The sequence below is a fragment of the Vreelandella neptunia genome (assembly GCF_034479615.1).
GTDB lineage: Bacteria > Pseudomonadota > Gammaproteobacteria > Pseudomonadales > Halomonadaceae > Vreelandella > Vreelandella neptunia.
In genome coordinates this window covers 3449402-3474373 of the sequence record NZ_CP140255.1, presented here as the reverse complement: position 1 = coordinate 3474373, position 24972 = coordinate 3449402, and the positions used below count along the sequence as shown (strand labels likewise).

At 57.5% G+C, this 24972-nt stretch carries 20 protein-coding genes; 5 read left to right on the top strand and 15 right to left on the bottom strand.

Translation table 11 applies throughout. From position 1 onward, the window contains the following. Positions 1 to 2 precede the first annotated feature (2 nt). The 11 genes from tatA to SR894_RS16140 form a co-directional block, all read right to left on the bottom strand. Positions 3 to 281: a Sec-independent protein translocase subunit TatA gene (gene tatA / locus SR894_RS16190; RefSeq protein WP_133732106.1), complete on the bottom strand. Its 279-nt coding sequence runs from the start codon at positions 279 to 281 to the stop codon at positions 3 to 5. Between the two features lie 139 nt (positions 282 to 420). After that, entirely contained in the window at positions 421 to 795 is a 375-nt protein-coding gene (locus SR894_RS16185) for a phosphoribosyl-ATP diphosphatase (RefSeq protein ID WP_133732107.1), read from the bottom strand. Between the two features lie 31 nt (positions 796 to 826). Continuing rightward, positions 827 to 2449: a ubiquinone biosynthesis regulatory protein kinase UbiB gene (gene ubiB, locus SR894_RS16180; protein ID WP_223288103.1), complete on the bottom strand. Its 1623-nt coding sequence runs from the start codon at positions 2447 to 2449 to the stop codon at positions 827 to 829. Continuing rightward, positions 2446 to 3102 carry a ubiquinone biosynthesis accessory factor UbiJ gene (locus SR894_RS16175; RefSeq protein ID WP_223288102.1) on the bottom strand — a complete coding sequence of 219 codons (657 nt, stop codon included), beginning with the start codon at positions 3100 to 3102 and terminating at the stop codon, positions 2446 to 2448. The genes ubiB and SR894_RS16175 overlap by 4 nt, the downstream gene beginning before the upstream one ends. A gap of 37 nt (positions 3103 to 3139) precedes the next feature. Beyond that, positions 3140 to 3895 (bottom strand): bifunctional demethylmenaquinone methyltransferase/2-methoxy-6-polyprenyl-1,4-benzoquinol methylase UbiE, encoded by a 756-nt coding sequence (gene ubiE / locus SR894_RS16170; protein WP_009287442.1) that lies wholly within the window; start codon positions 3893 to 3895, stop codon positions 3140 to 3142. Between the two features lie 148 nt (positions 3896 to 4043). After that, positions 4044 to 4427, bottom strand: coding sequence for a gamma-butyrobetaine hydroxylase family protein (locus tag SR894_RS16165; protein WP_071694195.1), 384 nt, complete (start codon positions 4425 to 4427; stop codon positions 4044 to 4046). Positions 4428 to 4539: 112 nt separating this feature from the next. Next, entirely contained in the window at positions 4540 to 5862 is a 1323-nt protein-coding gene (gene hslU / locus SR894_RS16160; protein ID WP_133732110.1) for an ATP-dependent protease ATPase subunit HslU, read from the bottom strand. A gap of 51 nt (positions 5863 to 5913) precedes the next feature. Then, positions 5914 to 6447, bottom strand: coding sequence for an ATP-dependent protease subunit HslV (gene hslV / locus SR894_RS16155; protein WP_007113850.1), 534 nt, complete (start codon positions 6445 to 6447; stop codon positions 5914 to 5916). Positions 6448 to 6585: 138 nt separating this feature from the next. After that, the gene (locus SR894_RS16150) at positions 6586 to 7314 is read right to left on the bottom strand and encodes an SPOR domain-containing protein (RefSeq protein ID WP_223288101.1); all 729 of its coding nucleotides are present in this window, start codon (positions 7312 to 7314) and stop codon (positions 6586 to 6588) included. 3 nt (positions 7315 to 7317) lie between these two features. Beyond that, positions 7318 to 9003, bottom strand: a complete 1686-nt coding sequence (gene argS / locus SR894_RS16145) for an arginine--tRNA ligase (RefSeq protein ID WP_133732112.1) — start codon at positions 9001 to 9003, stop codon at positions 7318 to 7320. Between the two features lie 355 nt (positions 9004 to 9358). After that, complete coding sequence (locus SR894_RS16140; RefSeq protein WP_479694297.1) at positions 9359 to 11557, bottom strand: primosomal protein N'; 2199 nt, start codon at positions 11555 to 11557, stop codon at positions 9359 to 9361. Between the two features lie 256 nt (positions 11558 to 11813). On the opposite strand from SR894_RS16140, the gene rpmE reads away from it, so the two are divergent. Together rpmE and SR894_RS16130 are read left to right on the top strand one after the other, a co-directional pair. Next, the gene (gene rpmE, locus SR894_RS16135) at positions 11814 to 12029 is read left to right on the top strand and encodes a 50S ribosomal protein L31 (RefSeq protein WP_081742600.1); all 216 of its coding nucleotides are present in this window, start codon (positions 11814 to 11816) and stop codon (positions 12027 to 12029) included. A gap of 356 nt (positions 12030 to 12385) precedes the next feature. Next, positions 12386 to 13657: a malic enzyme-like NAD(P)-binding protein gene (locus tag SR894_RS16130; RefSeq protein WP_223288099.1), complete on the top strand. Its 1272-nt coding sequence runs from the start codon at positions 12386 to 12388 to the stop codon at positions 13655 to 13657. Between the two features lie 68 nt (positions 13658 to 13725). Here the strand turns inward: SR894_RS16130 and SR894_RS16125 are convergent, their stop codons facing one another. Next, on the bottom strand, positions 13726 to 14544 hold the full coding sequence (locus tag SR894_RS16125) for an acyl-CoA thioesterase (protein ID WP_223288098.1): 819 nt from the start codon (positions 14542 to 14544) through the stop codon (positions 13726 to 13728). 113 nt (positions 14545 to 14657) lie between these two features. Here SR894_RS16125 and tadA point away from each other — a divergent pair, with 113 nt between their 5' ends. Further along, entirely contained in the window at positions 14658 to 15125 is a 468-nt protein-coding gene (gene tadA / locus SR894_RS16120) for a tRNA adenosine(34) deaminase TadA (protein WP_223288097.1), read from the top strand. A gap of 3 nt (positions 15126 to 15128) precedes the next feature. Here the strand turns inward: tadA and SR894_RS16115 are convergent, their stop codons facing one another. Next, positions 15129 to 17087: a diguanylate cyclase domain-containing protein gene (locus SR894_RS16115; protein WP_223288096.1), complete on the bottom strand. Its 1959-nt coding sequence runs from the start codon at positions 17085 to 17087 to the stop codon at positions 15129 to 15131. Positions 17088 to 17099: 12 nt separating this feature from the next. Next, positions 17100 to 18563 (bottom strand): membrane-bound lytic murein transglycosylase MltF, encoded by a 1464-nt coding sequence (gene mltF / locus SR894_RS16110; RefSeq protein WP_223288095.1) that lies wholly within the window; start codon positions 18561 to 18563, stop codon positions 17100 to 17102. A 184-nt stretch (positions 18564 to 18747) separates the two neighbouring features. On the opposite strand from mltF, the gene purL reads away from it, so the two are divergent. Further along, entirely contained in the window at positions 18748 to 22698 is a 3951-nt protein-coding gene (purL, locus tag SR894_RS16105) for a phosphoribosylformylglycinamidine synthase (protein WP_223288094.1), read from the top strand. Positions 22699 to 22796: 98 nt separating this feature from the next. On the opposite strand, the gene SR894_RS16100 is transcribed toward purL, so the two are convergent. Beyond that, the gene (locus SR894_RS16100; protein ID WP_133732120.1) at positions 22797 to 23036 is read right to left on the bottom strand and encodes a hypothetical protein; all 240 of its coding nucleotides are present in this window, start codon (positions 23034 to 23036) and stop codon (positions 22797 to 22799) included. 115 nt (positions 23037 to 23151) lie between these two features. Between SR894_RS16100 and radD the strand changes: the two genes are divergently transcribed. Next, a complete protein-coding gene (gene radD, locus SR894_RS16095; RefSeq protein ID WP_223288093.1) occupies positions 23152 to 24942 on the top strand; it encodes a DNA repair helicase RadD in 1791 nt (596 codons plus the stop codon). Positions 24943 to 24972 lie beyond the last annotated feature (30 nt).

The following is a 24972-nucleotide window of genomic DNA, read 5'->3' as shown; positions in this document are numbered from 1 at the left end:
GTTTATTTGCGCTCTTCGTTGCGGTCGTGGGCGGCCTGTTTCTCTTCAGCTTGAACGTCGTAAGTGTTGCCCGGCTCGTCATGGCTCACTTTGGCATGGGGCTGGTCGGCGTCCTCTTTGTCCGCGTCTTTATTTTTCTCCTCATCGTGCATGGCTTTCTTGAAGCCTTTGACAGCCCCGCCTAGGTCGGTGCCCACGTTACGCAGTTTTTTGGTGCCGAAAACCAGAATGATGATGCCCAGCACAATCAGCAACTGCCAAATACTAATACCACCTAACATATGCGTTTCCTCATGGGAGCAGGTTAACAATCAATTGAGTGCTATCTCTTTTACCACTGAGCCAGTGAATACGAGCCCAATGGCTAGGAGCAGTACTACAGTACGCGCGTTACCACTATGCGACAGCCATTTGTGGCAACTAAGGCTGGCGAGCGGCTTTTTCCTCGTGTCCGGAAATGCCGAAGCGCCGGGCCAGTTCGTCTAAAACGGCCTGATGATCCATTCCCAGGTGCGACAGCATCACCAAGCTATGAAACCACAGGTCGGCGGTTTCAGAAATCAACGCTTGGCGATCAGCCTCGCTACCATGCTCGGCATCTTTTGCCGCAAGCACTGTTTCTGTCGCTTCCTCGCCCACCTTTTCGAGTATCTTGTTCAAACCCTTATGATGCAAGGAGGCAACATAAGATTCTTCTGCCGCTGCATGGCGCCGTTGCTTTAACACCTCATTGAGCGTACCCAGTACATCGGTATGGCTAGTCGAATTGTTAGGCGATAATGCGTTGCTGTCCATGGGAATCCTTGTAAACGTTGAGTGCGTCACTCTATTGCCACACCAGCAGCAGTAGGCCAATGGCTGCGGCCGCGAGTATCGGCCACTCTTGAAGCGCAATCCAACCGCTTAATGGCTGCCAAGCCAGTGCCAGCGCCAGCAAAATAAAGCCGAGCCGAAGGCGGTAGAGGCGTTTGCCCTGGCGCGCCATCTGCACGCGCATGGCGTTGATCGAGTCGACCTGCTGGTGGCGCTGGCGATGCTCATGCTCCATACGGCTTAGCGCCTGATGAGCCAGTACGGGCAGTTCGGGCAATTGATGCGAAAGCTCCGGCGCCTGGCGCTTTAACGACTCCCATAAACCGCTGACCCCGGCACGCTCTTTCATCCACTGCTCTAAATAGGGCTTGGCGGTGCTCCACAGGTCTAAATCTGGGTAGAGCTGGCGGCCCAGACCTTCAATATTGAGCAGCGTCTTTTGCAACAATACCAGCTGCGGCTGCACTTCCATATTAAAGCGTCGTGCGGTTTGAAACAGTCCTAATAACACCTGGCCGAAGGAAATATCTTTCAACGGCTTCTCTAAAATCGGTTCACAAACGGTGCGAATCGCTGCCGCGAACTCATTAGCGCGGGTGTTCTCACCCACCCAGCCGGATTCAATATGCAGTGCAGCGACTTCGTAATAGTCCTGGTGGAAAAACGCCAGTAGGTTACGCGCCAAGTAGTCCTGATCTTCCCGGGTCAGGCTGCCCACAATGCCGCAGTCGATGGCAATGTACTGGGGATCTTCGGGGTTGTCACAGTTGACGAAGATATTACCCGGGTGCATATCCGCGTGAAAGAAGTTGTCGCGGAATACCTGGGTAAAGAAAAGCTCGACGCCGCGTTCGGCAAGCTTCTTCAAATTAGTGCCACGAGCAATCAGGGTATCTAAATCGGCGACCGGAATACCGCGAATGCGCTCTTGCACCATCACATGGCGGCGGGTGAAGGGCCAGTAGATGGTGGGTACAAACAGCAGCGGTGAGTCTTTAAAGTTACGCTTGAGCTGCGAGGTGTTGGCGGCCTCTTTGTAGAGATCCAGCTCGTCAAATAGCGTGGCTTCGTAGTCGCGAATGACTTCCAGCGGACGCAGGCGACGCGCCTCGGGGATTTTGGAGAATAGCTTGGCAACTTGGTACATCAGTGCCATATCCTGACGCATCACGCGATCAATGCCGGGGCGAATAATTTTTACCACCACGTCCTCACCGCCGTGGAGCCTTGCCGCGTGCACCTGGGCAATCGACGCCGAGGCCAGTGGGACTCGGTCAAACTCAGCAAAGGCCTCTTCCAGCGACATTTCCAGGGCTTTCTCGACGCGAGCGGCGGCTTGATCACCGGGAAAAGGCGGCACCTGATCCTGAAGACGCTTTAGCTCATCGGCGATATCTGCTGGTAGCAGGTCGCGACGGGTCGAGAGCATTTGGCCAAATTTAATAAAAATCGGCCCTAACGCCTCTAGTGACAAGCGCAGACGTTCGCCCCGTGAGCGTTTGCCAACGGGGATAAGACGTAGCGGAGAGAACCATAGCAGCGCCCGAAGCCACCAGGGCAATCGCTCTAGCGGCAGCAGTGTGTCCAGTCTATGGCGGCTGATCACCCAACTTATCCGCAGCAGACGCATGCTCATGGGCGCGACTCCTGCGGCGCGGGCTGAAGCTGTTCTAGCCGGCGCTGTAAACGGTTTAAACGTGCTTCCAGGCGATCGGTCGCCACCTCTAACTCGGTCAGGTGCTCGCGAAGCAGGCTACGCTGCTGCGGCCCTGGCAGCAGGCGTGCCTCTTCAAAGACATATTCAGACACATCCTGCATCAGCTCGTCTTTGGCGCGCAGCCCCCAACGGGCAGTGCGCCGCAGGCCCTCGGCCAGGGAGTGGGCGGGCATATCGCCCAGCCAGCGGGCCAGCTCGCTCTCCCAGTCGATGTCCAGGTCGAAGAGCAGGTCTCGAGTGGCTTCAAGCAGATGAATACGCCCGCGCACGGCCAGCTTGCCGTCAAACATAAGGCGCTCAATCGAAGCGCCGCTGATCCACTCGGAAAACGTTTCCGGGGTGAGCTCGACCACTGCATCTACGTCGGTTTCATCAACATCATCGCCGCGCATCAGGTCGAGCCCGGCGTAATGGTAGTGAATGACCAGCGCTAAGTGAGGCTGCTCAAGGCGCACCAGTAGACGGCTGCCCGCCAGTGCCGCTAGCCGTGCGGGGGCCGCAGGGTCGCGGGCGAGTAGGGCGTTGAGCGTGCGTTCACAACCGGCCAGCAGCAGGGTCGGGGTTACCAGCATGCTGACCTCTTGGCAGGAGACATCAGGTTGCAAACCGTCATAGCTTAATGCCGCGGTGTAGAGCGACGATACCGCCGGTGAGATTGGTGTACTCAACCCGCTCAAGCCCTGCCTCTTCCATCATGGCTTTGAGCGTTTCCTGATCCGGGTGCATGCGAATCGACTCCGCCAGGTAGCGGTAGCTGTCGCCGTCCCCCGCCACTAGTTCGCCCATTTTGGGCAGCAGGCGGAAAGAGTACTCATCGTAGGCCTTGGAGAGCAGCGGATTGTTGGGTTTGGAGAACTCCAGCACCAGCAGGCGACCACCCGGCTTGAGCACCCGGGCCATGGAGCGCAGCGCGGCGTCTTTGTCGGTGACGTTGCGTAGGCCAAAGGCAATGGTAATGCAGTCGAAGCTGTTATCGGGAAACGGCAGGCTTTCAGCATTGGCTTGAACATACTCGACGTTGCCGCCTACGCCGTTATCCATCAGTTTGTCGCGGCCCACTTTGAGCATTGAGGCGTTGATGTCGGCCAGTACGACTTTGCCCCGGGGGCCAACCAAACGGGAGAACTTAAGCGTTAAATCCCCCGTGCCGCCCGCGATATCCAGTACGTGGTGGCCTGGGCGCACCCCTGCACGTTCAATGGTAAGGCGTTTCCAAACTCGGTGTATGCCCATGGACATCAGGTCGTTCATCACATCGTAGCGGGCAGCCACGGAGTGAAAAACATCGGCCACTCGCGAGGCTTTTTCATCAACAGGAACTTCTTGAAAACCAAAGTCAGTGGTGCGTTTTTCTGTGGGGCTCATTGGGCAGTAGCTCCCGAATTCGAGGCGGTGGCAAATCGGCCTTAGGTCTTTTGACCTTAAGCCCGACGCGATTAAAAGTTAACGCCATTGTAGCCTTGTCCACCCAGCCTTGTCTGCCTGGCTTCTTGTATAGGGCTGAGTCAGGTAGTCACAGTTGCTTGAATTGAATGCTGGCGGGCTCACGTGAGGCACCGGCCTCTTTTAAGCGTTGCAAGTAGTTGTTCCAGTAAGCTTCCTGATGGGTTGCCAGGTCATACAGATAGTTCCAGCTAAACAGCCCGCTGTCGTGGCCATCGTCAAAGTGCAGTTTCAGCGCGTAGTTGCCTGCCTGAGTAATATTTTGCAGGCCGACATCTTTTTTACCCACTTGCAGTACCGCCGTGTCACCACCGTGGCCGCGCACTTCGGCGGAAGGTGAATAGACGCGTAAAAATTCAACCGGGAGGTGAAAACTCTCCCCATTGGCGTAGCCAAGTTCCAGTTCGCGGTTCTGCTTGTGGTAGTGAACCCGAGTGGGGGTAGGGGCATTCATGATGAGACCTCATCGCTAAGTATCCATGGCTTACGAACATAGCAGCAAGCCCGCCAAGAGCGGGCTTGCTGTTGCTGACGCTACCAGTGCTGATAATAACGGCAGACGTAGCTTATAAAATATACCGCGACAGATCTTCGTCGACCGCCAGTTCGCCAAGCTGCGCATTGACGTAGTCGCCGTCAATCACCAGCGGGCTCTCCATATCGCCGCCTCGGAAAGAGGCTTCCTCTAACAGCCGCTCCATCACCGTGTGCAGGCGGCGGGCGCCGATATTTTCAGTGCCTTCGTTTACCTGCCAGGAGATCTGCGCGATGCGCTCGATTCCGTCGGGGGTGAACTCAACGTCCAGCCCCTCGGTGGCCAGCAGCGCCTGATACTGCTTGGTCAACGAGGCAGAGGGCTCGGTGAGGATGCGCTTAAAGTCGTTGGGCGTTAGCGCGTCAAGCTCAACCCGGATCGGCAAGCGGCCCTGTAGCTCTGGAATCAGATCCGACGGGCGCGACAGGTGGAAGGCACCGGAGGCGATAAACAGAATGTGATCGGTCTTTACCATGCCGTACTTGGTCGAGACGGTGGAGCCCTCAATCAGTGGCAGCAGGTCACGCTGGACGCCCTCACGGGAGACTTCGCCACCGCTGGACTGGCCGCTGCCCTTGGCGACTTTATCGATCTCATCCAGGAACACGATACCGTGTTGCTCGACCGAGTAGACCGCGCGGGATTTGATCTCTTCTTCGTTGACCAGCTTGCCCGCTTCTTCATCGCGTAGCAGTACCAGCGCCTCTTTGACCGTTACGCGGCGGTTTTCACGCTTCTGCTGGCCCATGTTGGAGAACATGCTCTGCAGCTGGCTGGTCATCTCTTCCATGCCTGGCGGCGTCATGATATCGATGCCGGGGCCCTGGGAGGCGATTTCGATATCAATCTCTTTATCGTCCAACTGTCCTTCACGAAGCTTCTTGCGGAAGGTCTGGCGGGTGCCGCTCTCTTCTCGCGGCTTATCTTCCTGACCCCGTGGCGGCGGCAGCAGGGCATCCAGTACGCGGTCTTCTGCAGCATCTTCGGCGCGGTGGCTAACTTCCTCTTTGGCCTGCTCGCGCACCATCTTGATCGCCGCTTCCATGAGATCGCGAATAATCGACTCAACATCACGGCCCACATAACCAACTTCGGTAAACTTGGTCGCTTCTACTTTAATAAACGGCGCTTTGGCCAGTTTGGCAAGGCGGCGGGCAATTTCGGTTTTACCCACACCTGTGGGGCCAATCATCAAAATATTTTTGGGGGTGACTTCTGGGCGCAGGTCGTCATCGAGCTGCATACGGCGCCAGCGGTTACGCAGAGCGATTGCAACGGCGCGTTTGGCATCCTGCTGGCCAATAATGTACTGGTCTAGAGCGTGAACAATTTCGCGGGGTGTCATCTGAGTCATATAAGTAACCTTAGTGTGCAATGAGCGGCGTTAGGGGATCGCGTAAGCTGATTAGCGATCGTCAATCGACAGCTCTTCGAGGGTCACGTGGTGGTTGGTGAATACACAGATATCACCAGCGATCGAAAGCGACTTCTCGGTGATTTCACGCGCTGACAGCTCGGTGTTTTCCAGTAGCGCTCGGGCACTGGCTTGGGCGAAGTTGCCGCCAGAGCCAATGGCAATAATGCCGCGCTCGGGTTCGACTACGTCACCGTTACCGGTAATGATCAGCGAGGCGCTGTGATCTGCAACGGCGAGCAGCGCTTCCAGGCGGCGCAGCGCCCGGTCAGTGCGCCAATCTTTGGCAAGTTCCACCGCTGCCTTGGTCAAATGGCCTTGATATTTTTCAAGCTGTGCTTCAAAGCGCTCAAACAGGGTGAACGCATCCGCCGTGCCACCCGCAAACCCGGCCAGTACCTTGCCGCGGTAGAGGCGGCGAACTTTGCTGGCGTTACCCTTCATTACGGTATTGCCCAGCGATACTTGGCCGTCGCCAGCGAGGGCGACCTGATTACCACGACGAACGGAGACAATAGTGGTCATGGAGATAACTCCTTGGGGGAGGCGAACTCCCGATGACTGGCAGGCCACTCAATAAGCGACCATTGTTTAAGCGTTCACAACAAAATGCGGGCGGCTGATAAAAAATCAACCGCCCGCAGGGTATTCCAGGAGGGAATATTAGTTTTGCAGTTGGATAAGCAGGGGCTCGATACCTTGGGTATTCATTAAATCCTGGGCCCGGTTCAACTCCCGGGTGTCCTCGTAAGGCCCCACTTGTACCCGGTGCCAGGTATTGCCATCCGCCTGTACTTCGCTGATTTCCGCCAGCAGGCTTAAATTGCGCAGTCGGCCGCGCAGCTGTTCGGCATCACTTGCCTCTCGAAATGAGGCCGCCTGAAGCATATAGCGCCCTGGGGTATTGGTGGCTGCCTCATTCTCTTGGGCTGCCGATACCTGATCTTCAGGCCGGGTATTGGCAGCAATGACCTGGGCAATAGGGTCGTCGCTTGCAGCGCCCGCATCGCTATCAGCTGTTTGTTCAGGAGCCTCCGGGCGCACAACGCTTGACGGCAGAGTGACGCCGGGGGCAATGACCTCGGTTTCCGGCAGCAGGGTATAAAACTCAAACGTCGGCATCGAAGGTTCGGCGGCTTCCTCGGTTTCCCGAGCGGCGGCGCGCTCTTCGCTACCCGAGGGCTTGGGTAGCACCGTGGCCTGAGGCGCTTCGCTCTGCTCTTGCCAGGGGGCGGTGCCGTGCTGGTGCTGAGCCAGAAAGAAGCCTGCCGCCATACCGGCAAGGCCCCACAGCCAGCCGGGGAGGCGAAAGCCCCCGCCTGAACTGCGGCTGGACTTGCGCTGCGAGGTGGCTCCGCGGCGGGGGGCGGGCTTTTTGCGCGGGCTAGCCATTGCTTACATCTCCTCTGGGGCGCTAACCCCCATTAAATCAAGCCCGTTGCGAAGCACTTGACGGGTGGCGAGGCCCAGCGCCAGACGCGTATTGCGTAGGGTGTCGTCCTCGACCATCACTTTGACGGCGTTGTAGCAGGTGTGGAAGTCGCCGGAAAGGTCGAGCAAATACTGGGCAACCTGCTGGGGCTCGCGGTTTCTGGCGGCGGTTTCCACTACTTCAGGGAAGCGCGCTAGCCGGTTAAGTACGGCTTTCTCCTGGTCGCTGTCCAGCAGCGCTAGGTTGGCCAGTGCTAAGGCGTGATCAAACGGTTGGTCAGCATCCTGGGCCTTGCGCAGCATGCTGCAGACCCGGGCATGGGCGTACTGGATGTAGTAGACCGGGTTGTCATTTGACTGGGAGCGGGCCAGGTCGATGTCAAAGGTGAGCTGTGAGTCCGCGCGGCGAGCGGCGAGGAAGAAGCGCGTGGCATCACGGCCCACTTCGTCGATCAAGTCGCGCACGGTGACATAGCTGCCCGCGCGCTTGGAGAGTTTTACCTCGACGCCTGAACGGGTGACCATGACCATCTGGTGGAGCACGTAGTCGGGCCAGCCTTTGGGAATACCGACTTCCAGCGCCTGCAAACCGGCGCGTACGCGGGTGACGGTGGAGTGGTGGTCGGCACCCTGTTCGTTGATCACGGTTTTGAAACCGCGCTGCCACTTGTCCAGGTGGTAGGCCACATCGGGGAGGAAATAGGTGTAGCCACCGTCCTGTTTGCGCATCACGCGGTCTTTGTCATCACCGAAGTCGGTGGTGCGTAGCCACATGGCGCCATCTTCTTCATAGGTGTGGCCCGCGTTCACCAGCTTTTCAACGGTGGCGTCCACCTTGCCATCTTCATAGAGTGAGGACTCTAGGAAATAGACGTCAAACTCCACGCCGAAGGCTTTTAGATCCAGATCCTGTTCGCGACGCAGCCACGCCACGGCAAACTCTTGAATGGCGGCTAAATCATCCGGGTCTTTTTTGGCGGTGACTTCGCGGTCATCGGCACTTACTGTTTTACCTGCCAGGTAGTCGTTGGCCACATCGACGATATACTCGCCTCGATAGCCATCTTCTGGCCAGCTATCGTCGTCAGGGCCAAAGCCTTTCACCCGGGCTTGTACAGAACGCGCGAGGTTGGCGATCTGGGCACCCGCGTCGTTGTAGTAGAACTCGCGGGTGACATCAAAACCGGTGGCTTCGAGCAGGCGGCATAGGCAGTCGCCTATGGCCGCGCCCCGGCCGTGACCTACGTGCAGCGGGCCGGTGGGGTTGGCGGAAACGAACTCGACTTGAACCTTCTCGCCTTTGCCCACCATGCTGCGGCCAAAGGTGTCGCCGCAGTCGAGCACCTGGGCAACGATTTGCGCCGCGGCATCGGCGGCGGCGAAAAAGTTGATAAAGCCGGGCCCCGCAATCTCGGTTTTTTGGATAGCGTCGCTTTCGGGTAGCGCGGCTACCAGCGCGTTGGCTAATTCGCGCGGATTTTGACCTGCCGGTTTGGCCAGCATCAGCGCCAAGTTGGTGGCGTAATCGCCGTGGGCCTTGTCTTTGGTAGGATCCACTTTGATGGTGGGCTGAAGGTCGTTTGGCAGCACGCCTTGGTGCTTGAGCGCGGTGACCGCGCCTTCGAGCAGAGAAACTATCGTATCTTTCATGTGGGTATCCGGTTACGTCTGTGGCGTGCATCTGTACGAGGTGTGCCAACAAGGCGGCTATTATCGGCTCTTCGTCAATTATTTCTGCCAGCCTGATAACTGAGCTGTGGGAGGTAGCTTTAGCTCGCGACTATTTAGCCTGATAGCCTTGAGGATGCCTGTGGCACCCATCGCCCGCTGAAGCGGCCTCCCACAACATATAGTTGGCATAGTGTTTCGATCTGAACCGTGAGACATAAAATGGCCAATTAATCTTAAGCCCACGCTAGATGACGAATAGGCCTATTATCGGCAATTGAGCCGCAGTTTCAAAGGCGTGTTGCTAAACAAGTACCAAGAGATAAAGAGATAAGCGCTACGCGAGGGTTTGTGGGTCGATATCAATCGACCAGCGTACCTTGCGTGCCTCGCGATTGGCTTCCAGCCACTGCACCAGCCAGCTAACGGCCGGGTGTAGTTGGCTGCGCTTATCGGCTGCCAGCATAACGTGTAAATGGTAGCGGTTCTGGCGTCTTTCCATCGGTGCGGGCACCGGCCCCAGGCAGCGGGTGGCTACGCCGGACTCTTTTAGCCACTGGCGTAGGGCTTGGGCTGCCTGTTGCGCCAGCGCCAAAGCGGCCTCCTCCTTGGGGCTTTCGATGCGTAGCAGCGCCATAAAACAGAACGGCGGCAGCTGGGAAATGCGTCGCTCTTCCAGCATGTTGCGTGCGAGCGCCCCGTAGCCGTGTTCAGCCAACTGGCCCAAGTGAGGGTCGTCGGGGTGCAGGGTTTGCACCAGTACTCGGCCTGGGTGGGCGGCGCGACCGGCACGGCCCGCCACCTGTTCAAGTAGTTGGGCGCTGTGCTCCAGAGCGCGAAAGTCAGCGGCGTAGAGGCCGCCGTCGGCATTGACCACCACGACAAGTGTGACGTGGGGTAGGTGGTGCCCTTTGGCGAGCATTTGAGTGCCGACCAGTACGCAGGGTTCGCCGCGTTGGATCTCTTTGAGTACCTGTTCAAAACTATCCTTTCGCCGGGTGCTATCCCGGTCGATGCGGTGGATAGTGGTTTTCGGGAACAGCGTTTGCAGCGTCTCTTCGGTGCGTTCTGTGCCGCTACCCAAGGCCCGCAGATCGCCGCTGCCGCACTCGGGGCAAGCGTCCGGCAGGGCGCGGCGGCTATCGCAGTGGTGGCAAGCCAGTAGGGGAGGCTGGCGGTGTAGCGTCATGCGCGCATCGCACTGATGGCAATCGGCCATCCAGCCGCAGGCGTGGCAGGCAAGTGTCGGTGCAAAGCCGCGCCGATTGATAAAAATCAGCACCTGCTTACCAGCGCTCAAGGTGCTTTTAATCGCTTTGATGGCAGCGGGCAACAGGCCGCCCTGACGGCGCTGATGGCGTAGATCAATCAGTTCCAGTTTAGCTGGCGGGTGCTGGCTGGGGCGCTGGGTCAGGCGCAGATGGCGATAGGCGCCGCTAAGCGCCTGGTGCAGGCTCTCCAGGGAGGGGGTGGCACTGCCCATCAGCAGTGGAATTTTATGGTAGTGGGCTCGCGCCACGGCTAAATCGCGGGCGTGGTAGCGCAAACCGTCGTGCTGTTTGTAGGAGCCGTCGTGCTCCTCATCGACAATAATCGCGCCGGGGTTGGCCAGCGGGGTGAAAATCGCCGAGCGGGTGCCGATGATAATCAGCGCCCGGCCGCTGGTGGCGGCTTCCCACACGTCTAGTCGCTCGGGGTCGGTGAGACCTGAGTGCAGCGCCACCACGGGTACCCGAAAGCGGCTTCTAAAGCGGGCGAGCGTTTGTGGTGTTAAACCAATTTCCGGCACTAATACCAGCGACTGCTTGCCCTTGGCGGCGATTGCTTCAATAAGCTGCAGATAGACTTCCGTTTTGCCGCTGCCGGTGACGCCTTCGAGCAAGCAGGGGTGGTAGCCATCGAGCTTCTCATGCAGTGCGGCTAGCGCTGTCGCCTGTTCACGGTTAAGGGGGAGAGCCGGCGTTGCCAGTAAGTTGCCGCTGGGGGGCGTTGGGGCAGTGAGAATGTGTTCCTGGCTGGATGCCAGGCCTTTCTTCTCCAGCGCTAACAGCTGGTCGCGGGCAAAACCGTGGGCGCTAACCGCTCGGCCTGGCAGCCCATGAGGATGTTGGCGCAGCAGCGCATACAGCTCGGCTTGCTTGGGCGCTCGGCTGAGCATTTCTTCTGCGCCTTCGCCTTGGGCAAGCCAGAGGGTCTGGGTACGACCCGCCATGGGGTGCCCCTGGCGAAGCCGCGCAGGCATGGCATGGTGCAAGGTGTCGCCTAGGCTGTGCTGATAGTAACGGGCGGCGAAGCGGCATAGCCACAGCCAATCTTCCGGCAACGGGGCATCATCCAGCGCTTCACTGATACTACGCAGTTGGCTGCGCGGAAGGTCGCTGCGGTCTGCTAGTTCGACGACCACGCCGACGACTTCGCGCCGCCCAAAGGGCACCCGCACTCGCAGCCCCGGCTGCCAGCCGCAGGGGGGAGCTTCCCTGGATGGCAGGTAGTCGAACAGGCGGCGCAGCGGCGAAGGCAGGGCCACTTTGAGCACTTGACCGAGTGCTTGAGAAGGTCTTTGAGACGGTCTATGCGAAGATGCCTGTGAAGAAAAAGAGTCAGCCAATTGGCCTCCGGCGTTAGTTTTGCTAGAATATGCGACCGCTCTGAATCCTAACGATCTTTACCGATCCATTTGTAAAGACCTATCGTAACGACAGAGCGGCTAACCGGTTAGTCGTTTTTTCCAAACCCGTATGCGGTACCTGGCACGAGATCAGGTGGCGGCATATAGCTTCGTGAGGCTCGAAATGAGACAAGGTATTCACCCGAATTACAACACGGTCACCGCCAGCTGTTCTTGCGGCGCCACTTTCCAAGTAGGCACGACCTCTGGTCAAGACTTCTCTTTGGATGTGTGCTCTAACTGCCACCCGTTCTACACTGGTAAGCAGAAGCAAGCGACCACTGGTGGCCGCGTAGAGCGCTTCAACAAGCGCTTCGGCGCTGCTGTTAAGCGCGGCTAATCCCAGTCGGATAGCCATATCGCCAGCATGCCTGTTCATATCAGGTTATTCCTATAAGGCTATGCTCGCGCAAAACCCACGCCCCGGCGTGGGTTTTTTGTTAATGGGGTATACTTGCTGCATGAGCCGTATGTGGAAAATTTTTCCATAAATGCTGTGATGCAGCAATAAGTAAAGCGTTATGAGCAAAGGCTATTTGCATAAGTTTCTGCAAATAGTGGCTAAAAGTGACGAATGTGAAGGGAAAATTCAGTTAAACGAGCGTTTTGTCGTAAGTTGACGGCGCGCTTGAGGCGCTATGGTTTTTTCTATATTCTGACGCGACTTATCTACTTTATGTTAACTGGACTCTGACCATGACGGATGCAAATAAGCAGGCTGCTTTGGATTATCACGCGAAACCGATTCCCGGTAAGCTTTCGGTGGAGTTGACCAAACCCACCGCGACTGCACGGGATTTGGCGCTGGCGTATAGCCCAGGCGTGGCTGAGCCAGTGCGTGAAATTGCCCGGGAAGCTGAAAATGCCTACCGTTATACCGGTAAAGGTAACCTGGTCGCGGTTATTTCCGATGGCAGCGCTATTCTTGGTCTGGGTAATCTTGGCCCGCTAGCCAGCAAGCCGGTGATGGAAGGGAAAGGCGTGCTGTTCAAGTGCTTTGCTGGCATCAACTCAGTGGATATCGAAGTGGATGCGGAGAGCCCGCAGGCGTTTATCGATACCGTCGCGCGCATTGCCGATACCTGGGGCGGCATCAACCTTGAAGACATCAAGGCGCCGGAGTGTTTTGAAATTGAGAAAGCGCTGATTGAACGCTGCAGCATCCCGGTCTTCCACGATGACCAGCACGGCACCGCAATTGTGACAGCAGCCGGCATGCTTAATGCCTTGGATATCGCTGGCAAAAAAATTGAGAACGTCAAAATCGTTTGCATGGGTGCAGGGGCGGCGGCGATTGCCTGTATGCGGCTGCTGGTCTCATGTGGTGCAAGTAAAGAGAACTTGATAATGCTGGATCGGCGTGGCGTTATTCATACCGATCGCGAAGGTATCAATGAATATAAGGCTGAATTCGCCCGCGATACAGAGATGCGCACCTTAGACGATGCCATCGACAACGCTGACGTCTTTATCGGCCTGTCAGGCCCGGGGCTGCTCTCTGCTGAGCAGGTGAAGAAAATGGCGCCTGACCCGGTGATTTTTGCCTGCACCAACCCGGATCCGGAAATTCACCCTGACGTTGCCCGAGAAGTGCGCCCTGATGTGATCATGGCCACCGGCCGTTCGGACTTTCCCAACCAGGTCAACAACGTGCTGGGCTTCCCGTTTATCTTTCGCGGCGCTTTGGATGTTCGCGCCACGCGGATTAATGAAGAGATGAAGCTGGCCGCAGTGCATGCCTTGAAAGACCTGGCCCGTGAGCCGGTTCCTCAGGAGGTGCTGGACGCCTACGAGCGCACCGAAATGAGCTTTGGCCGCGAGTACATCATTCCCACGCCGGTCGATATCCGACTGCTGGCACGGGTCTCTTCGGCGGTAGCGCAAGCCGCGGTTGATTCTGGTGTCGCCCGTAAGCCTTTCCCTGCACACTACCCGCTGCAGTCAATTAACGACGTCTATGGCGGCTAAATCGCTGCGCTCTCGCCATTACTTACGCCCGCTTCTTGCGGGCGTAAGTGTTTTGAGAGACTGCCTATTTAGTCTTGTGAATAGCGCGTTAGCCCTTCCTGAGCGGTGGAGGAGACTAAGCGGCCATCGCGGCTGTAAATATGCCCCCGCGCCAGCCCGCGGGCGCCGCCTGCCCAGGGTGAATCGATAACGTATAATAGCCAGTCGTCCAGGCGGGTGTCCTGGTGGAGCCACAGGGCATGGTCAAGGCTGGCGATGCGCAGCTTGGGGTCTCGGTACTCAATGCCATGGGGAATCAGGCTGGTGGTCAGCAGATTGAAGTCAGAAGCATAAGATAGCAGATGGCGGTGCAACGCCGGGTCGTCTGGCAGCGTGCCGGAAAGACGAAACCATAAGCATTGGCCTGCAGGTGTGCCGTGGTCAGGGTTGCCGGGTAAATGTACAAACTCAATGGGGTGGCCGGGAAAGCGGTCGTGTTTGGCCTCGCCGCTTTCGATTAACGCTTCCGGTGTTGGCACATCCGGCATGGCGCGCTGATGGCTAAAGCTTGCCTCTTCGCTTTGAAAAGAGGCGCTGCAGAAGAAGATCGGCCGGCCCTTTTGAATGGCGGTGACGCGACGGGTGGTGAAGCTGCCGCCATCGCGAATGGTATCCACTTGATAAACAACGGGACGGTGGGGGTCACCAGGGCGCAGAAAATAGCCGTGTTGAGAGTGCGGTTGGCGCTCAATGGGTACTGTGCGTGCGGCGGCTGCAAGCGCTTGGCCGAGTACCTGGCCACCATAGAGCTGAGGAAAGCCTAGATCCTGACTCTGGCCACGATATAGCGTCTCTTCCAGCGTTTCTAGCTCCAGTAACGCTACCAGTTTATTCAGCGCGTCTGTCATTCTCGGTATCCTTGCGGCTGTCTCAATCGAATGCTGTCGATGAAAGTGAGTTGCTAGGACAGGGGGCAACCCTTTCATACGATCGTTTAGCTACCTTAGCGGAGTTTACGTTTATGCGCAGCGATGAATTTTACATGCACCGGGCGCTTGACCAAGCCCACTTGGCCGCTGCGGCAGATGAGGTGCCCGTAGGGGCGGTTGTTGTCGATGCGCAGGGGGAAATCATTGGCGTTGGTTGCAATGCCCCGGTGGCCAGCTGCGACCCTAGCGGCCACGCGGAAGTTCGTGCGCTGCGCGAGGCGGGGCAGCAGCAGGGTAACTATCGTCTGGAGGGCTGCACGCTATTTGTTACCTTAGAGCCGTGCATGATGTGCGCAGGGGCGATGATACATGCACGTCTAGCCCGTTTGGTTTACGGTGCTGCTGAGCCTCGGGCGGGAATGGTCGAATCCAAAGCTAACCTGTTGGCGCAGCCGTGGTTTAACCATCAGGTGTCGGTGACTGGCGGGGTGTTGGCATCGGCTTCGCAAAAATTGCTAAAAAGCTTTTTTGCCGCGCGGCGAGAGTTGGCCGGTAAGTAGGCGTTAAGCCCCTTCTGTGGTATTGCGTTCACCGCACTCGACGCGGTTGCGGCCGTTGTGCTTGGCGCGGTAAAGCGCTTCGTCGGCGGCTTGCATCATGCGCGCAAGATCAACGTTTTCAGGGTGACTGATGGTCACGATCCCGGCGCTTAAAGTGAGTGGCTTGCCGTCGGCATGTGAGAGGCTTGAGGCAGCCAATTTTTGACGCAGCTCATCCGCCACTTGAAACGCTGATGGCTGGTGGTGGCTGGGTAACCAGGCAACAAACTCCTCTCCACCATAGCGGGCAAAGATGCCGCCATATTGCTCGATATGTGATTTGCCCAGTTGTGCAAAAAAGAGTAAATGCTCGTCGCCAACTAAGTGGCCCAATTGATCGTTGATTCGTTTGAAATAGTCGATATCGAACAATACAAGACTGATGGGGCGTACCCCCTGCAAGGCTTCGACTTGTTCTAAAAAGTGTCGTCGGTTAGCAATACCGGTTAACTCATCGTGGCGCGCCAGCCATTCGACCTCCTGCTGCAACTTACTGCGTTGGTGTATCTCCTGCTGCAGGTGAATGTTGCTGTTCTGCATGGCGCTGTGCTGCTGCCCCAGGCGCTGAAAGGTATACAGCACGAGATAGAGTAAATACGTCAGTATTAGCCCAGTAACCAAACTGATCGTAGGCAGGCGTGAAAGCTGGCTGACGAGGTATTCCCAGCGCGGTTGATAGGAGAGCGTAAGCGTTTTATCCAATAAATTGACCGGGTAGTCGTATGCCCAGGGGCCTGGGAGGGTAGCGTCTCCGTGGTGTGCCAGCAGTTTAGTTCCGTCGTGCCAACGGACAGCTCCCTCCTCGGCGGGCAGTTGGGCAAACAGCGTTTCCGCGAACATCGGGAAACTCACCGCCATCGCCGCTGCGCCTAAAGGGACGCCCTGCGCATTGAGTACCGGGAAGTAGTGGATGACGCCTGGATCACCCTGGAGCAGTTCAATCACATCGGTACTGCCCTCTTGCTGCCCCCGGAGTGCTGGTTCAAGCACGTTTCGCCCTGCCGGTTGAACGTCAAAAAGGCGTCGTCCCAAGAGGCTTAAGTTGGGCGTGTTAATGGGGTACACGTGGCGTATGACGCTGTCAGGCGTGATGAAGGCAATATTGATTAAATAGGTAAAGTCCTGGCGGTACCCCGCCGCTTGATCCGTCCACTGCTGGGAAGTCGGTAGCGTCGTTTGTAGTTGCCAAATGCGGGCGAAACCGCGCATGGCATTTAAGTGGGTCTCAATCTCTTGGGAGAGCTGGTGGGTCGCTTGCAGTGCGCGCGCTTCAACCTGCTGATACAGCGTTTGTTCGGCCTCATTGTGCAGTTTCTCCCAGAGTAGCAGTACCGCAACGAGCAACCCACAGGCTGGCCAAAGAGCTTTGGTCAAACAGTGTTTGTCGCGCCAGTGTTGAACTGACTGCAGATATTGCCCAAGCAGGACTATGCCCAGGGTGAGCAGACTAGGCCAGTCTGCCTCATAGCGCAGCAGGGGGGTAAATGCTTGGCTGCTGGCAGCGAGCTGTAAACCAATGAGTAGCAGAGTTGCGACCAGCAGTAGCGGTGCGCCTAAGCGGGCACGCTGGTGGAGCAGTATCGACAAGGCGCTCAGTTGAAGAGCCAGGGTCATTAGTAGCGGCGCGCGGAAACTTTCAAACGTGGCGGGATGCGCCCAGGAGACCAGTGCTTGCCAGTTAGCGGTGGTAACCCAGTTTTCCGGGGTTAAGTAGCTTATAAACCCTGGCAACAGTAAACCAATAGCGCTACTGCACAGCAGGTAGGTGAGCCAACGATAACCACTCAGCGTACTCAGCTGGGCTAGCGCCACAAGCATCAGCGCGATAGAGCTAATATTAGGATGAAGCGCTACAAGTGTAACGGCACAAAAGGCAGCAATAATCGGTAGCCAATGTGCAGCACGAGCAATGGGAAAAGGCATTGCATCCTCACGTTAATTAAGCGGCGGCACAAGCTCGAACAATAGCAGCGGATCATCGTTGACAGGCGTTTGTTCTAGTTGGAAAAACTGCTGGCGGCTACGCTCAACATACTCAATCATCTCGTAGTAGCGGCGGATATTGCGAACGTATATCACCGGCTCGCCACCTCTGGCGTAGCCGTGACGCGTCTGGCTATGCCATTCACGCTGCTGTAACAGGGGCAGCGCAGCGCGCACATCCACCCAGCTGTCGGGGTTGCCGCCGCGCATTTCAGCAATCTTGCGAGCATCGTATAAATGACCAAGGCCCACATTATAGGCAGCCATGGCCATAAACAGGCGGTCGTCACCGGTGATGCTTTCTGGTAGGCGATCCTTGATGCTGCGTAAATAGCGGGCACCGCCATCAATGCTCTGAACCGGATCGGTACGGTCACTGACGCCCATCTCGCTTGCGGTGGGGTTGGTCAGCATCATCAAACCGCGCACCCCGGTTGGCGAGACTGCATCCGGATCCCAGTGAGACTCCTGGTAGCCCACGGCAGCGAGTAACTTCCAATCAAACCCCGTTTCGCGGGCAGACTGCTGGAACTGATCCCTGTAGCGGGGCAAACGTGCATCCAGGTGATCAAGAAAGGTACGGGTGCCGACATACTCTAAATAGTCGTCATGGCCAAAGTAGCGGCTGACTAGTTGGTCTAGCGTGCCGCTCTCCTGCAGGTCTTGGAGGAAACGGTTAGCCGCTTCGAGTAAACCCAAACCGCGACCACTGGGCACGGCCCACGTCATGGAGAGCGGGTCGCCGAGAATAAAACCACGCTCTACGTTAGGGAAAAACAGCCGGTTCAAGCGGAACTGGTGTTCAAAAATAACCGCTGCGTCCAGGGTGCCGTTCTCAACCCGGGCCAGTAGTTCAGCGACCTCCAGCTCATGGGACTCTTTCCAGCTCAACGTCGGGTGGCGATGCTGCAGATCGCGCAGTGCTTCGCTGGTGCCCGCTTCGCTAAGCGTACCAAGCTCCAGGCCGACCAGGTCGCTCGGTTCACTAATACCATTAAGGCCGCGCCGGTATACCACCAGCGGCTGCATTTTGATAATCGGGCGGGTGTAGTAAACGCCAGGGGGATTGGGCAGCAGGGGGAGTGCAGCCGCGCCCAGGTCGCCGCTCTCACGTACCGCCGGCAGCACGCTTTCAGGGTGATGGCGGGCGTTAAGGTTAAGGCTGACCCCAAGGTAGTCGGCAAAGCGGTGCATTAGCTCGTACTCAAAGCCGGTAGGGCCTTGGCGACCTTCGTAATAAGTAGTAGGGGTGTTACGGGTATGAACGGTAATAAAATCTTTTGCAGTGATCTGCGTCAGATGCTCGCCGGGAGGAACCAGGGAGAGAGTCGGTACCAAAGTCAGCAGCGTAATAGCGATCAGCGCATAATAAGCGCTGGCGCAGGCTACAAAATGTCGGCAAATCAACGTCAGCATGGCGTCTTGTCGGCATGAAACAAGCTGCCACGATACCCAGCCAGGGGCAGGCTGTCACCTTGTTGATTTCGTGTGGCGGCTGGTTTCCAGTATCATAGGCTATTTTCGGCACCATAAAAGCATGGTCGCATAGCGGCCCGGTGATTTCCCTGCTCGAATTTCCCTGCTCTAGAGGCTTCTGGATATGCTCGAACTGCGAGGCGCGCCCGCCCTTTCTGCCTTCCGTCATGCTCGGCTGTTAACGGTGCTGCGTGAACGTGTTCCCGAGGTGGAAGCGCTGTCTGCCCACTATGTTCATTTTATCGATGTTCACTCCCATGACCGCCGCGACGAGTTAGATGACGCTGCCCACGAACGTTTGGTGCAGTTACTGGATTACGGTACTCACTCAAACGTAGAGGTTCCTGAGCGTGCTCAGCGCTTTTTGGTGGTGCCGCGTCTAGGTACCCAGTCGCCCTGGTCGTCGAAAGCCACCGATATCGCCCACAACTGTGGCTTGCGCCAAATTAGCCGCATCGAGCGCGGCATCGATTACCGGGTCAGCTTCACCGCTATGCCGGACGAAGAGAGTTTGGGCGCGCTGGCTGCACTGCTGCACGACCGTATGACCGAAACCGTGCTAGCCGATGCCTCGGACGCCGCTAAGCTGTTTACCCAGCACGAGCCGGCACCGCTGGGCAGTGTAGATATTCTTGAGGGTGGTAGTGACGCGCTGGCAACGGCCAACCAGGCGCTGGGGCTGGCGCTGGCAGAAGATGAAATCGACTATCTTGTCGATGCTTTCAATGAGCTGGGGCGTAACCCCAGCGACGTTGAACTGATGATGTTTGCTCAGGCCAACTCTGAACACTGCCGCCACAAAATCTTCAACGCCGATTGGGTGGTCGACGGCGAGCTGCAGAGCCACTCGCTGTTTAAGATGATTAAGAATACCTTTGCATCGTCGCCGGACAACGTGCTCTCGGCTTACAGCGACAACGCTGCGGTCATTAAGGGCAGCCAAGCCGGACGCTTCTTTGCCACGCCATTAACCGGCGCTGATGACGAGCGTGCACTCTACGCCACTCATCAGGAACCCATTCATATCCTGATGAAAGTGGAAACCCACAACCACCCCACCGCGATTGCCCCTTTCCCGGGGGCGGCGACCGGCTCCGGTGGTGAAATCCGTGACGAAGGTGCTACCGGCATTGGCGGCAAGCCTAAAGCGGGCCTTTCAGGCTATACCGTTTCCAATCTACGCATCCCTGAGTTCGTACAGCCCTGGGAGGCGTTTGATTACGGCAAGCCCGAGCGGATGCAGTCGGCGCTCAATATTATGCTCGATGGCCCCATCGGGGGCGCTGCGTTTAATAATGAGTTTGGTCGACCCAATTTAACCGGCTACTTCCGCACCTACGAGCAGGAGTCGCTTAACGAGGGCGGCATTGAGCGTCGCGGCTTCCATAAGCCTATTATGCTCGCCGGCGGTTACGGCAATATTCGCGCCCACCATGTTCAGAAGGGCGATATCCCCGTCGGCGGCAAGCTGATTGTGATGGGTGGCCCGGCGATGTTGATTGGCTTGGGCGGCGGGGCAGCCTCCAGCATGTCATCCGGCACATCCAGCGCCGATTTGGATTTTGCTTCGGTACAGCGTGAGAATCCTGAGATTGAACGCCGTGCTCAAGAAGTGATCGACCGCTGCTGGGCGCTGGGTGATCATAACCCGATCCGCTTTATCCACGATGTGGGCGCGGGTGGGCTTTCCAATGCGCTGCCGGAGCTGGTCAAAGACGGTAACCGTGGCGGCCGCTTTGATCTGCGCGCAGTACCTAACGCGGAGCCGGGCATGAGCCCGCTGGAGATCTGGTGTAACGAAGCGCAAGAGCGCTACGTACTTGCGGTTGCACCCGAGGATTTGGACACCTTTGACGCGCTTTGTAAGCGCGAGCGCTGCCCCTATGCGGTCGTCGGCGAAGCGCTGGAAGCACACCATCTTGAAGTGCGCGACGGCCACTTTGACAGCAAACCGGTGGATTTGCCGATGAGTGTACTGTTTGGCAAAGCGCCCAAGATGCAGCGCGAATTTGAGCGTCACGACCCTGAGCTTTCCGGTGTAATGCTGGATAACCTTGACTTGCGTGAAGCGCTGGATCGGGTGCTGCGTCTGCCCACAGTGGCCTCCAAAAGCTTCCTGATCACCATTGGCGATCGCTCGATCACCGGCCAGGTGGCTCGCGACCAGATGGTTGGCCCCTGGCAGGTGCCGGTAGCCGATGTGGCGGTGACCACGGCAAGCTTTGATACCCACACCGGTGAAGCCATGGCCATGGGGGAGCGTCCGCCGGTCGCCTTGATCAACCCTGCGGCCAGCGCTCGCTTAGCGGTTGCCGAAGCGATTACCAATTTGGCGGCAGCACCGATTGCCAAACTGAGCGATATCAAGCTCTCCGCTAACTGGATGAGCGCGGCGGATCACCCAGGTGAAAATCAGGCCCTTTACGATGCGGTATATGCGGTAGGTATGGAAATGTGCCCGGCGCTGGGCATTGCGATTCCGGTGGGCAAAGACTCCATGTCGATGCGCACTTCCTGGGTCGATGAGAAAGAGGAGGGTGAACACGAAGACAAAAGCGTCACCTCGCCGCTTTCGCTAGTGGTGACCGGTTTTGCCCCTGTGACCAACGCCCTGGCGACGCTCACGCCGCAGATCAATCTGGATCAAGACGAGTCGGATTTGATTTTGATCGACCTGGGCAACGGTCAGAATCGGTTGGGTGGCTCCGCTTTGGCCCAGGTGTATGGCCAGGTGGGCAATGACTGCCCTGATGTGGACGACCCGGAAGATATCAAAGCGTTCTTCGAAGTTATTCAGGGTTTGAACCGCGACGGCAAGCTGCTGGCGTATCATGACCGTAGCGACGGCGGCCTGCTGGTAACGCTGCTGGAAATGGCCTTTGCTGCCCACGCAGGGCTTGAGATCAAGCTCGACTGGATGATCGACGAGCCAGTGGAGGCGTTGAACGCGCTATTCTCGGAAGAGCTGGGTGCCGTGATTCAGGTCAATCGTGAACACACTGAAGAAGTGCTGGCGCAGTTTGCCGTGGCAGGTATCGAAACCTGCGGCGTTATCGCCCGCCCGCGTTACGATGACCAAGTGCGCGTCACACTGTTTGAAGAGCCCTTGCTGGAAACCACCCGCCAGCTTACCCAGCGTACCTGGGCAGAAACCAGTTACCGTATGCAGGCGCTGCGCGACAACCCCGAATGCGCCAAGAACGAATACGACAATCTGCTCGATATCCGCGACCCGGGGCTATCTGTCACGCCCACCTTCGATATTAATGAAGATATCAGCGCGCCATTCGTTAACACTGCCAAGCCTGCCATGGCCGTGCTACGTGAGCAGGGCGTCAATGGCCAGGTAGAAATGGCCTGGGCTTTCGATAAGGCCGGGTTTGAGGCAGTGGATGTGCATATGAGCGACATCCTGGAAGGACGCGTTTCGCTGGAAGAGTTCAAAGGGCTGGTGGCCTGCGGTGGCTTCTCCTACGGCGACGTGCTGGGCGCAGGCGGTGGCTGGGCCAAGTCGGTGCTGTTTAATGAGCGCGCCCAGGAGCAGTTTGCGGCCTTCTTCGCCCGTGAAGATAGTTTCTCGCTGGGCGTATGTAACGGTTGCCAAATGCTCTCGCAGTTGAAGTCGCTAATTCCTGGCGCTGAAAACTGGCCGACTTTTGTGCGCAACGAATCCGAGCAGTTTGAGGCGCGGGTTTCGATGGTGCGGGTTGAAAAGAGTCCCTCGATTCTGCTGGCCGGTATGGAAGGCTCTCAGTTGCCTATCGCCGTTGCTCATGGTGAAGGGCAGGCGGAGTTCCGCGACAGCGCTCATCTGCGCAGCATGCAGTCGAGTAACCAAATCGCCCTGCGCTACATCGATAACTACGGCCAGGCGACCACGCGCTACCCGGCAAACCCTAACGGCTCGCCTGCGGGCATTACCGGCCTGACCACGCCGGATGGCCGGGTGACCATTATGATGCCCCACCCCGAGCGCGTTGCTCGAGCGGTCACCAACTCCTGGCGCCCGGCAGAGTGGACTGAAGATGGCGCCTGGCTGCGGCTATTCCGCAACGCTCGGGTGTGGCTCAACTGATTCCAGTAATGCTCCCGATAGTGCGTTGGGCCTAAGCGCCCATGCTAACGGCGGATTTTTTCCGCCGTTAGCAGTTACGCGAGTCGTGACAACAGTCATTAAGAGTGCCGCTGGGGAGCGCTAGCCGGAGTTTTATCAGCTCCTTCGGGCGGCAATCCTAGTTTAGCCTCCAGCGTTTCAAGCTCTAACCGGTAGCGCTCAACGAGGTATTCAAAGCGCCCAAAATCATGTCCGCAATCCATGCAGAACACATGGGCTTTGCCACGCCGCGTGGCGGGAAGGCGTTTTAAGCGACTGCTGCATTCCGGGCACTCAGGGCTGAAATGGTTGGTAGTCATGGCTCACCTCACTATTCTCTTCTCGCTGATAAACATTGCGAGTTCAGGGATTATTTAAACCATCACTACTACGACGCGACGAAAGTCGTAATGGTTCAGTAGCGGGCTAATTAATTTGTCGACACCTAGCTCCTCACAAGCCACTTCACTAACACCCCAGCTTCGCCCCTATCAGCAGGAGGCGGTCAAGCGCGTGGTAGTGCACTTTCGCGCTTCCAGCGATCCGGCTTTGGTCGTGCTACCCACCGGTAGCGGTAAATCCCTGGTAATTGCTGAGCTGGCAAGATTAGCGCGTGGGCGCGTGCTGGTGCTGGCCCATGTGCGTGAACTGGTAGAGCAGAACCACGCTAAATATCAGGCGTATGGGCTTGAGGCGGACATTTTTAGCGCTGGTTTAAAGCGCAAAGAGGCGAGTCGCCAAGTGGTATTTGGCTCGGTGCAGTCGGTGGTGCGTAACCTGGAGAGCTTTAACGACGCTAATTTTACCCTGCTGGTCATCGATGAGAGCCATCGCGTATCGCTCAACGAAGACGCTAGCTATCGTCAGGTGATTGAGCACCTGCGCCAGCACAATCCGCAGCTTAAAATACTCGGACTAACCGCTACGCCGTACCGTTTGGGGCAGGGGTTTATTTATTACCGCCACCATCACGGCATGGTGCGGGGCAGTGAAGAGAGTTTTTTTCGTGACTGCGTCTTCGAGCAGCCGCTGCGTCTGATGGTAAAGCAGGGGTACCTCGCCGCGCCCAAGCGCCTGGATATGGCGATTGAGGGCTACGACTTCTCTGCACTCAAACCCTCTTCAAGCGGCCTGTTCCAAGAGGAAGAACTTAATCGTGTGGTGGCGGGGAGCCGTGCGACGCCGGGCATTATCGCGCAAATCGTCGAGCGCGCGGTTGATCGCCAGGGCGTGATGATTTTTGCCGCCACCGTGGCCCACGCTGAAGAAATTATCGGTTATTTACCCCGGGCAGATGCCGCGTTAATCACAGGCGCAACTCCGTCTAAAGAGCGCACTGCGCTGATCGATGCCTTTAAAGCGCGGGAGTTGAAATACCTGGTGAACGTGGCGGTGTTGACCACCGGTTTTGATGCGCCTCACGTGGATTTGATCGCCATTTTGCGGCCTACCGAATCGGTGAGTCTCTATCAGCAGATGGTAGGCAGGGGGCTGCGCCTGTCGCCGGGCAAGAGCGACTGCCTGATTCTTGATTACGCCGGGAACCCCTGGGATATCTACGCACCGGAAGTGGGTGAGCCGAAGCCGGATAGTGACAGCGAACCGGTTCAGGTAGAGTGCCCTGACTGCGGTCATGCCAATCTTTACTGGGGTAAGCGCGACGGTGATTTAGTGATTGAGCACTTTGGCCGTCGCTGTCAGGGGCTAATTGAAGATGATGAAGGAAAGCGGCGCCAATGCGACTTCAGGTTCCGCTTCAAAGTCTGCGATGAGTGCGGCGCCGAGAATGATATTGCTGCTCGCCGCTGCCATGGTTGCGAAAAACTACTGGTAGACGCGGATGATAAACTCAAAGACGCCCTAAAGTTGAAAGACGCCAAGGTACTGCGGGTAAGCGGTATGCAGCTGGAAGCGACCACCAACGGCCGCGGCCTGCCGCGCTTAAAAGTCACCTATCATGACGAAGATGGCACCCATCTTTCCGAGTGGTACGCGCTGGAAACCCCCGCTCAGCGGCGCGCTTTCTATGCCGCCTTTCTGCGCTACCATCTGCGCGCACCGGGAGGTAAATGGCAGCCGCTAAGCGCCGAGGAAGTCGTCGCCGAACAGCGCCTCCTACGCCATCCTGATTTCGTCGTAGGCCGCAAAGTGGGGCGCCATTTCCAAATCCGTGACAAGCTGTTTGACTATGCTGGCCGTTTCCGCAAAGCGGTGGAGGCGGGGTAATCACGCTAGTTTTACCCTCTTGATAGAGAG

Bases quoted from the DNA above. Each gene is read 5' to 3' on its own strand.
- hslU (WP_133732110.1), bottom strand. From the start codon at position 5,862: ATGACTCAGATGACACCCCGCGAAATTGTTCACGCTCTAGACCAGTAC.
- mltF (WP_223288095.1), bottom strand. From the start codon at position 18,563: ATGCTGACGTTGATTTGCCGACATTTTGTAGCCTGCGCCAGCGCTTAT.
- SR894_RS16175 (WP_223288102.1), bottom strand. From the start codon at position 3,102: ATGCTGGTAACCCCGACCCTGCTGCTGGCCGGTTGTGAACGCACGCTC.
- SR894_RS16150 (WP_223288101.1), bottom strand. From the start codon at position 7,314: ATGGCTAGCCCGCGCAAAAAGCCCGCCCCCCGCCGCGGAGCCACCTCG.
- ubiE (WP_009287442.1), bottom strand. From the start codon at position 3,895: ATGAGCCCCACAGAAAAACGCACCACTGACTTTGGTTTTCAAGAAGTT.
- hslV (WP_007113850.1), bottom strand. From the start codon at position 6,447: ATGACCACTATTGTCTCCGTTCGTCGTGGTAATCAGGTCGCCCTCGCT.
- SR894_RS16115 (WP_223288096.1), bottom strand. From the start codon at position 17,087: ATGCCTTTTCCCATTGCTCGTGCTGCACATTGGCTACCGATTATTGCT.
- argS (WP_133732112.1), bottom strand. From the start codon at position 9,003: ATGAAAGATACGATAGTTTCTCTGCTCGAAGGCGCGGTCACCGCGCTC.
- ubiB (WP_223288103.1), bottom strand. From the start codon at position 2,449: ATGAGCATGCGTCTGCTGCGGATAAGTTGGGTGATCAGCCGCCATAGA.
- tadA (WP_223288097.1), top strand. From the start codon at position 14,658: ATGCGCAGCGATGAATTTTACATGCACCGGGCGCTTGACCAAGCCCAC.
- SR894_RS16165 (WP_071694195.1), bottom strand. From the start codon at position 4,427: ATGAATGCCCCTACCCCCACTCGGGTTCACTACCACAAGCAGAACCGC.
- purL (WP_223288094.1), top strand. From the start codon at position 18,748: ATGCTCGAACTGCGAGGCGCGCCCGCCCTTTCTGCCTTCCGTCATGCT.
- SR894_RS16100 (WP_133732120.1), bottom strand. From the start codon at position 23,036: ATGACTACCAACCATTTCAGCCCTGAGTGCCCGGAATGCAGCAGTCGC.
- SR894_RS16130 (WP_223288099.1), top strand. From the start codon at position 12,386: ATGACGGATGCAAATAAGCAGGCTGCTTTGGATTATCACGCGAAACCG.
- SR894_RS16125 (WP_223288098.1), bottom strand. From the start codon at position 14,544: ATGACAGACGCGCTGAATAAACTGGTAGCGTTACTGGAGCTAGAAACG.
- SR894_RS16185 (WP_133732107.1), bottom strand. From the start codon at position 795: ATGGACAGCAACGCATTATCGCCTAACAATTCGACTAGCCATACCGAT.
- tatA (WP_133732106.1), bottom strand. From the start codon at position 281: ATGTTAGGTGGTATTAGTATTTGGCAGTTGCTGATTGTGCTGGGCATC.
- rpmE (WP_081742600.1), top strand. From the start codon at position 11,814: ATGAGACAAGGTATTCACCCGAATTACAACACGGTCACCGCCAGCTGT.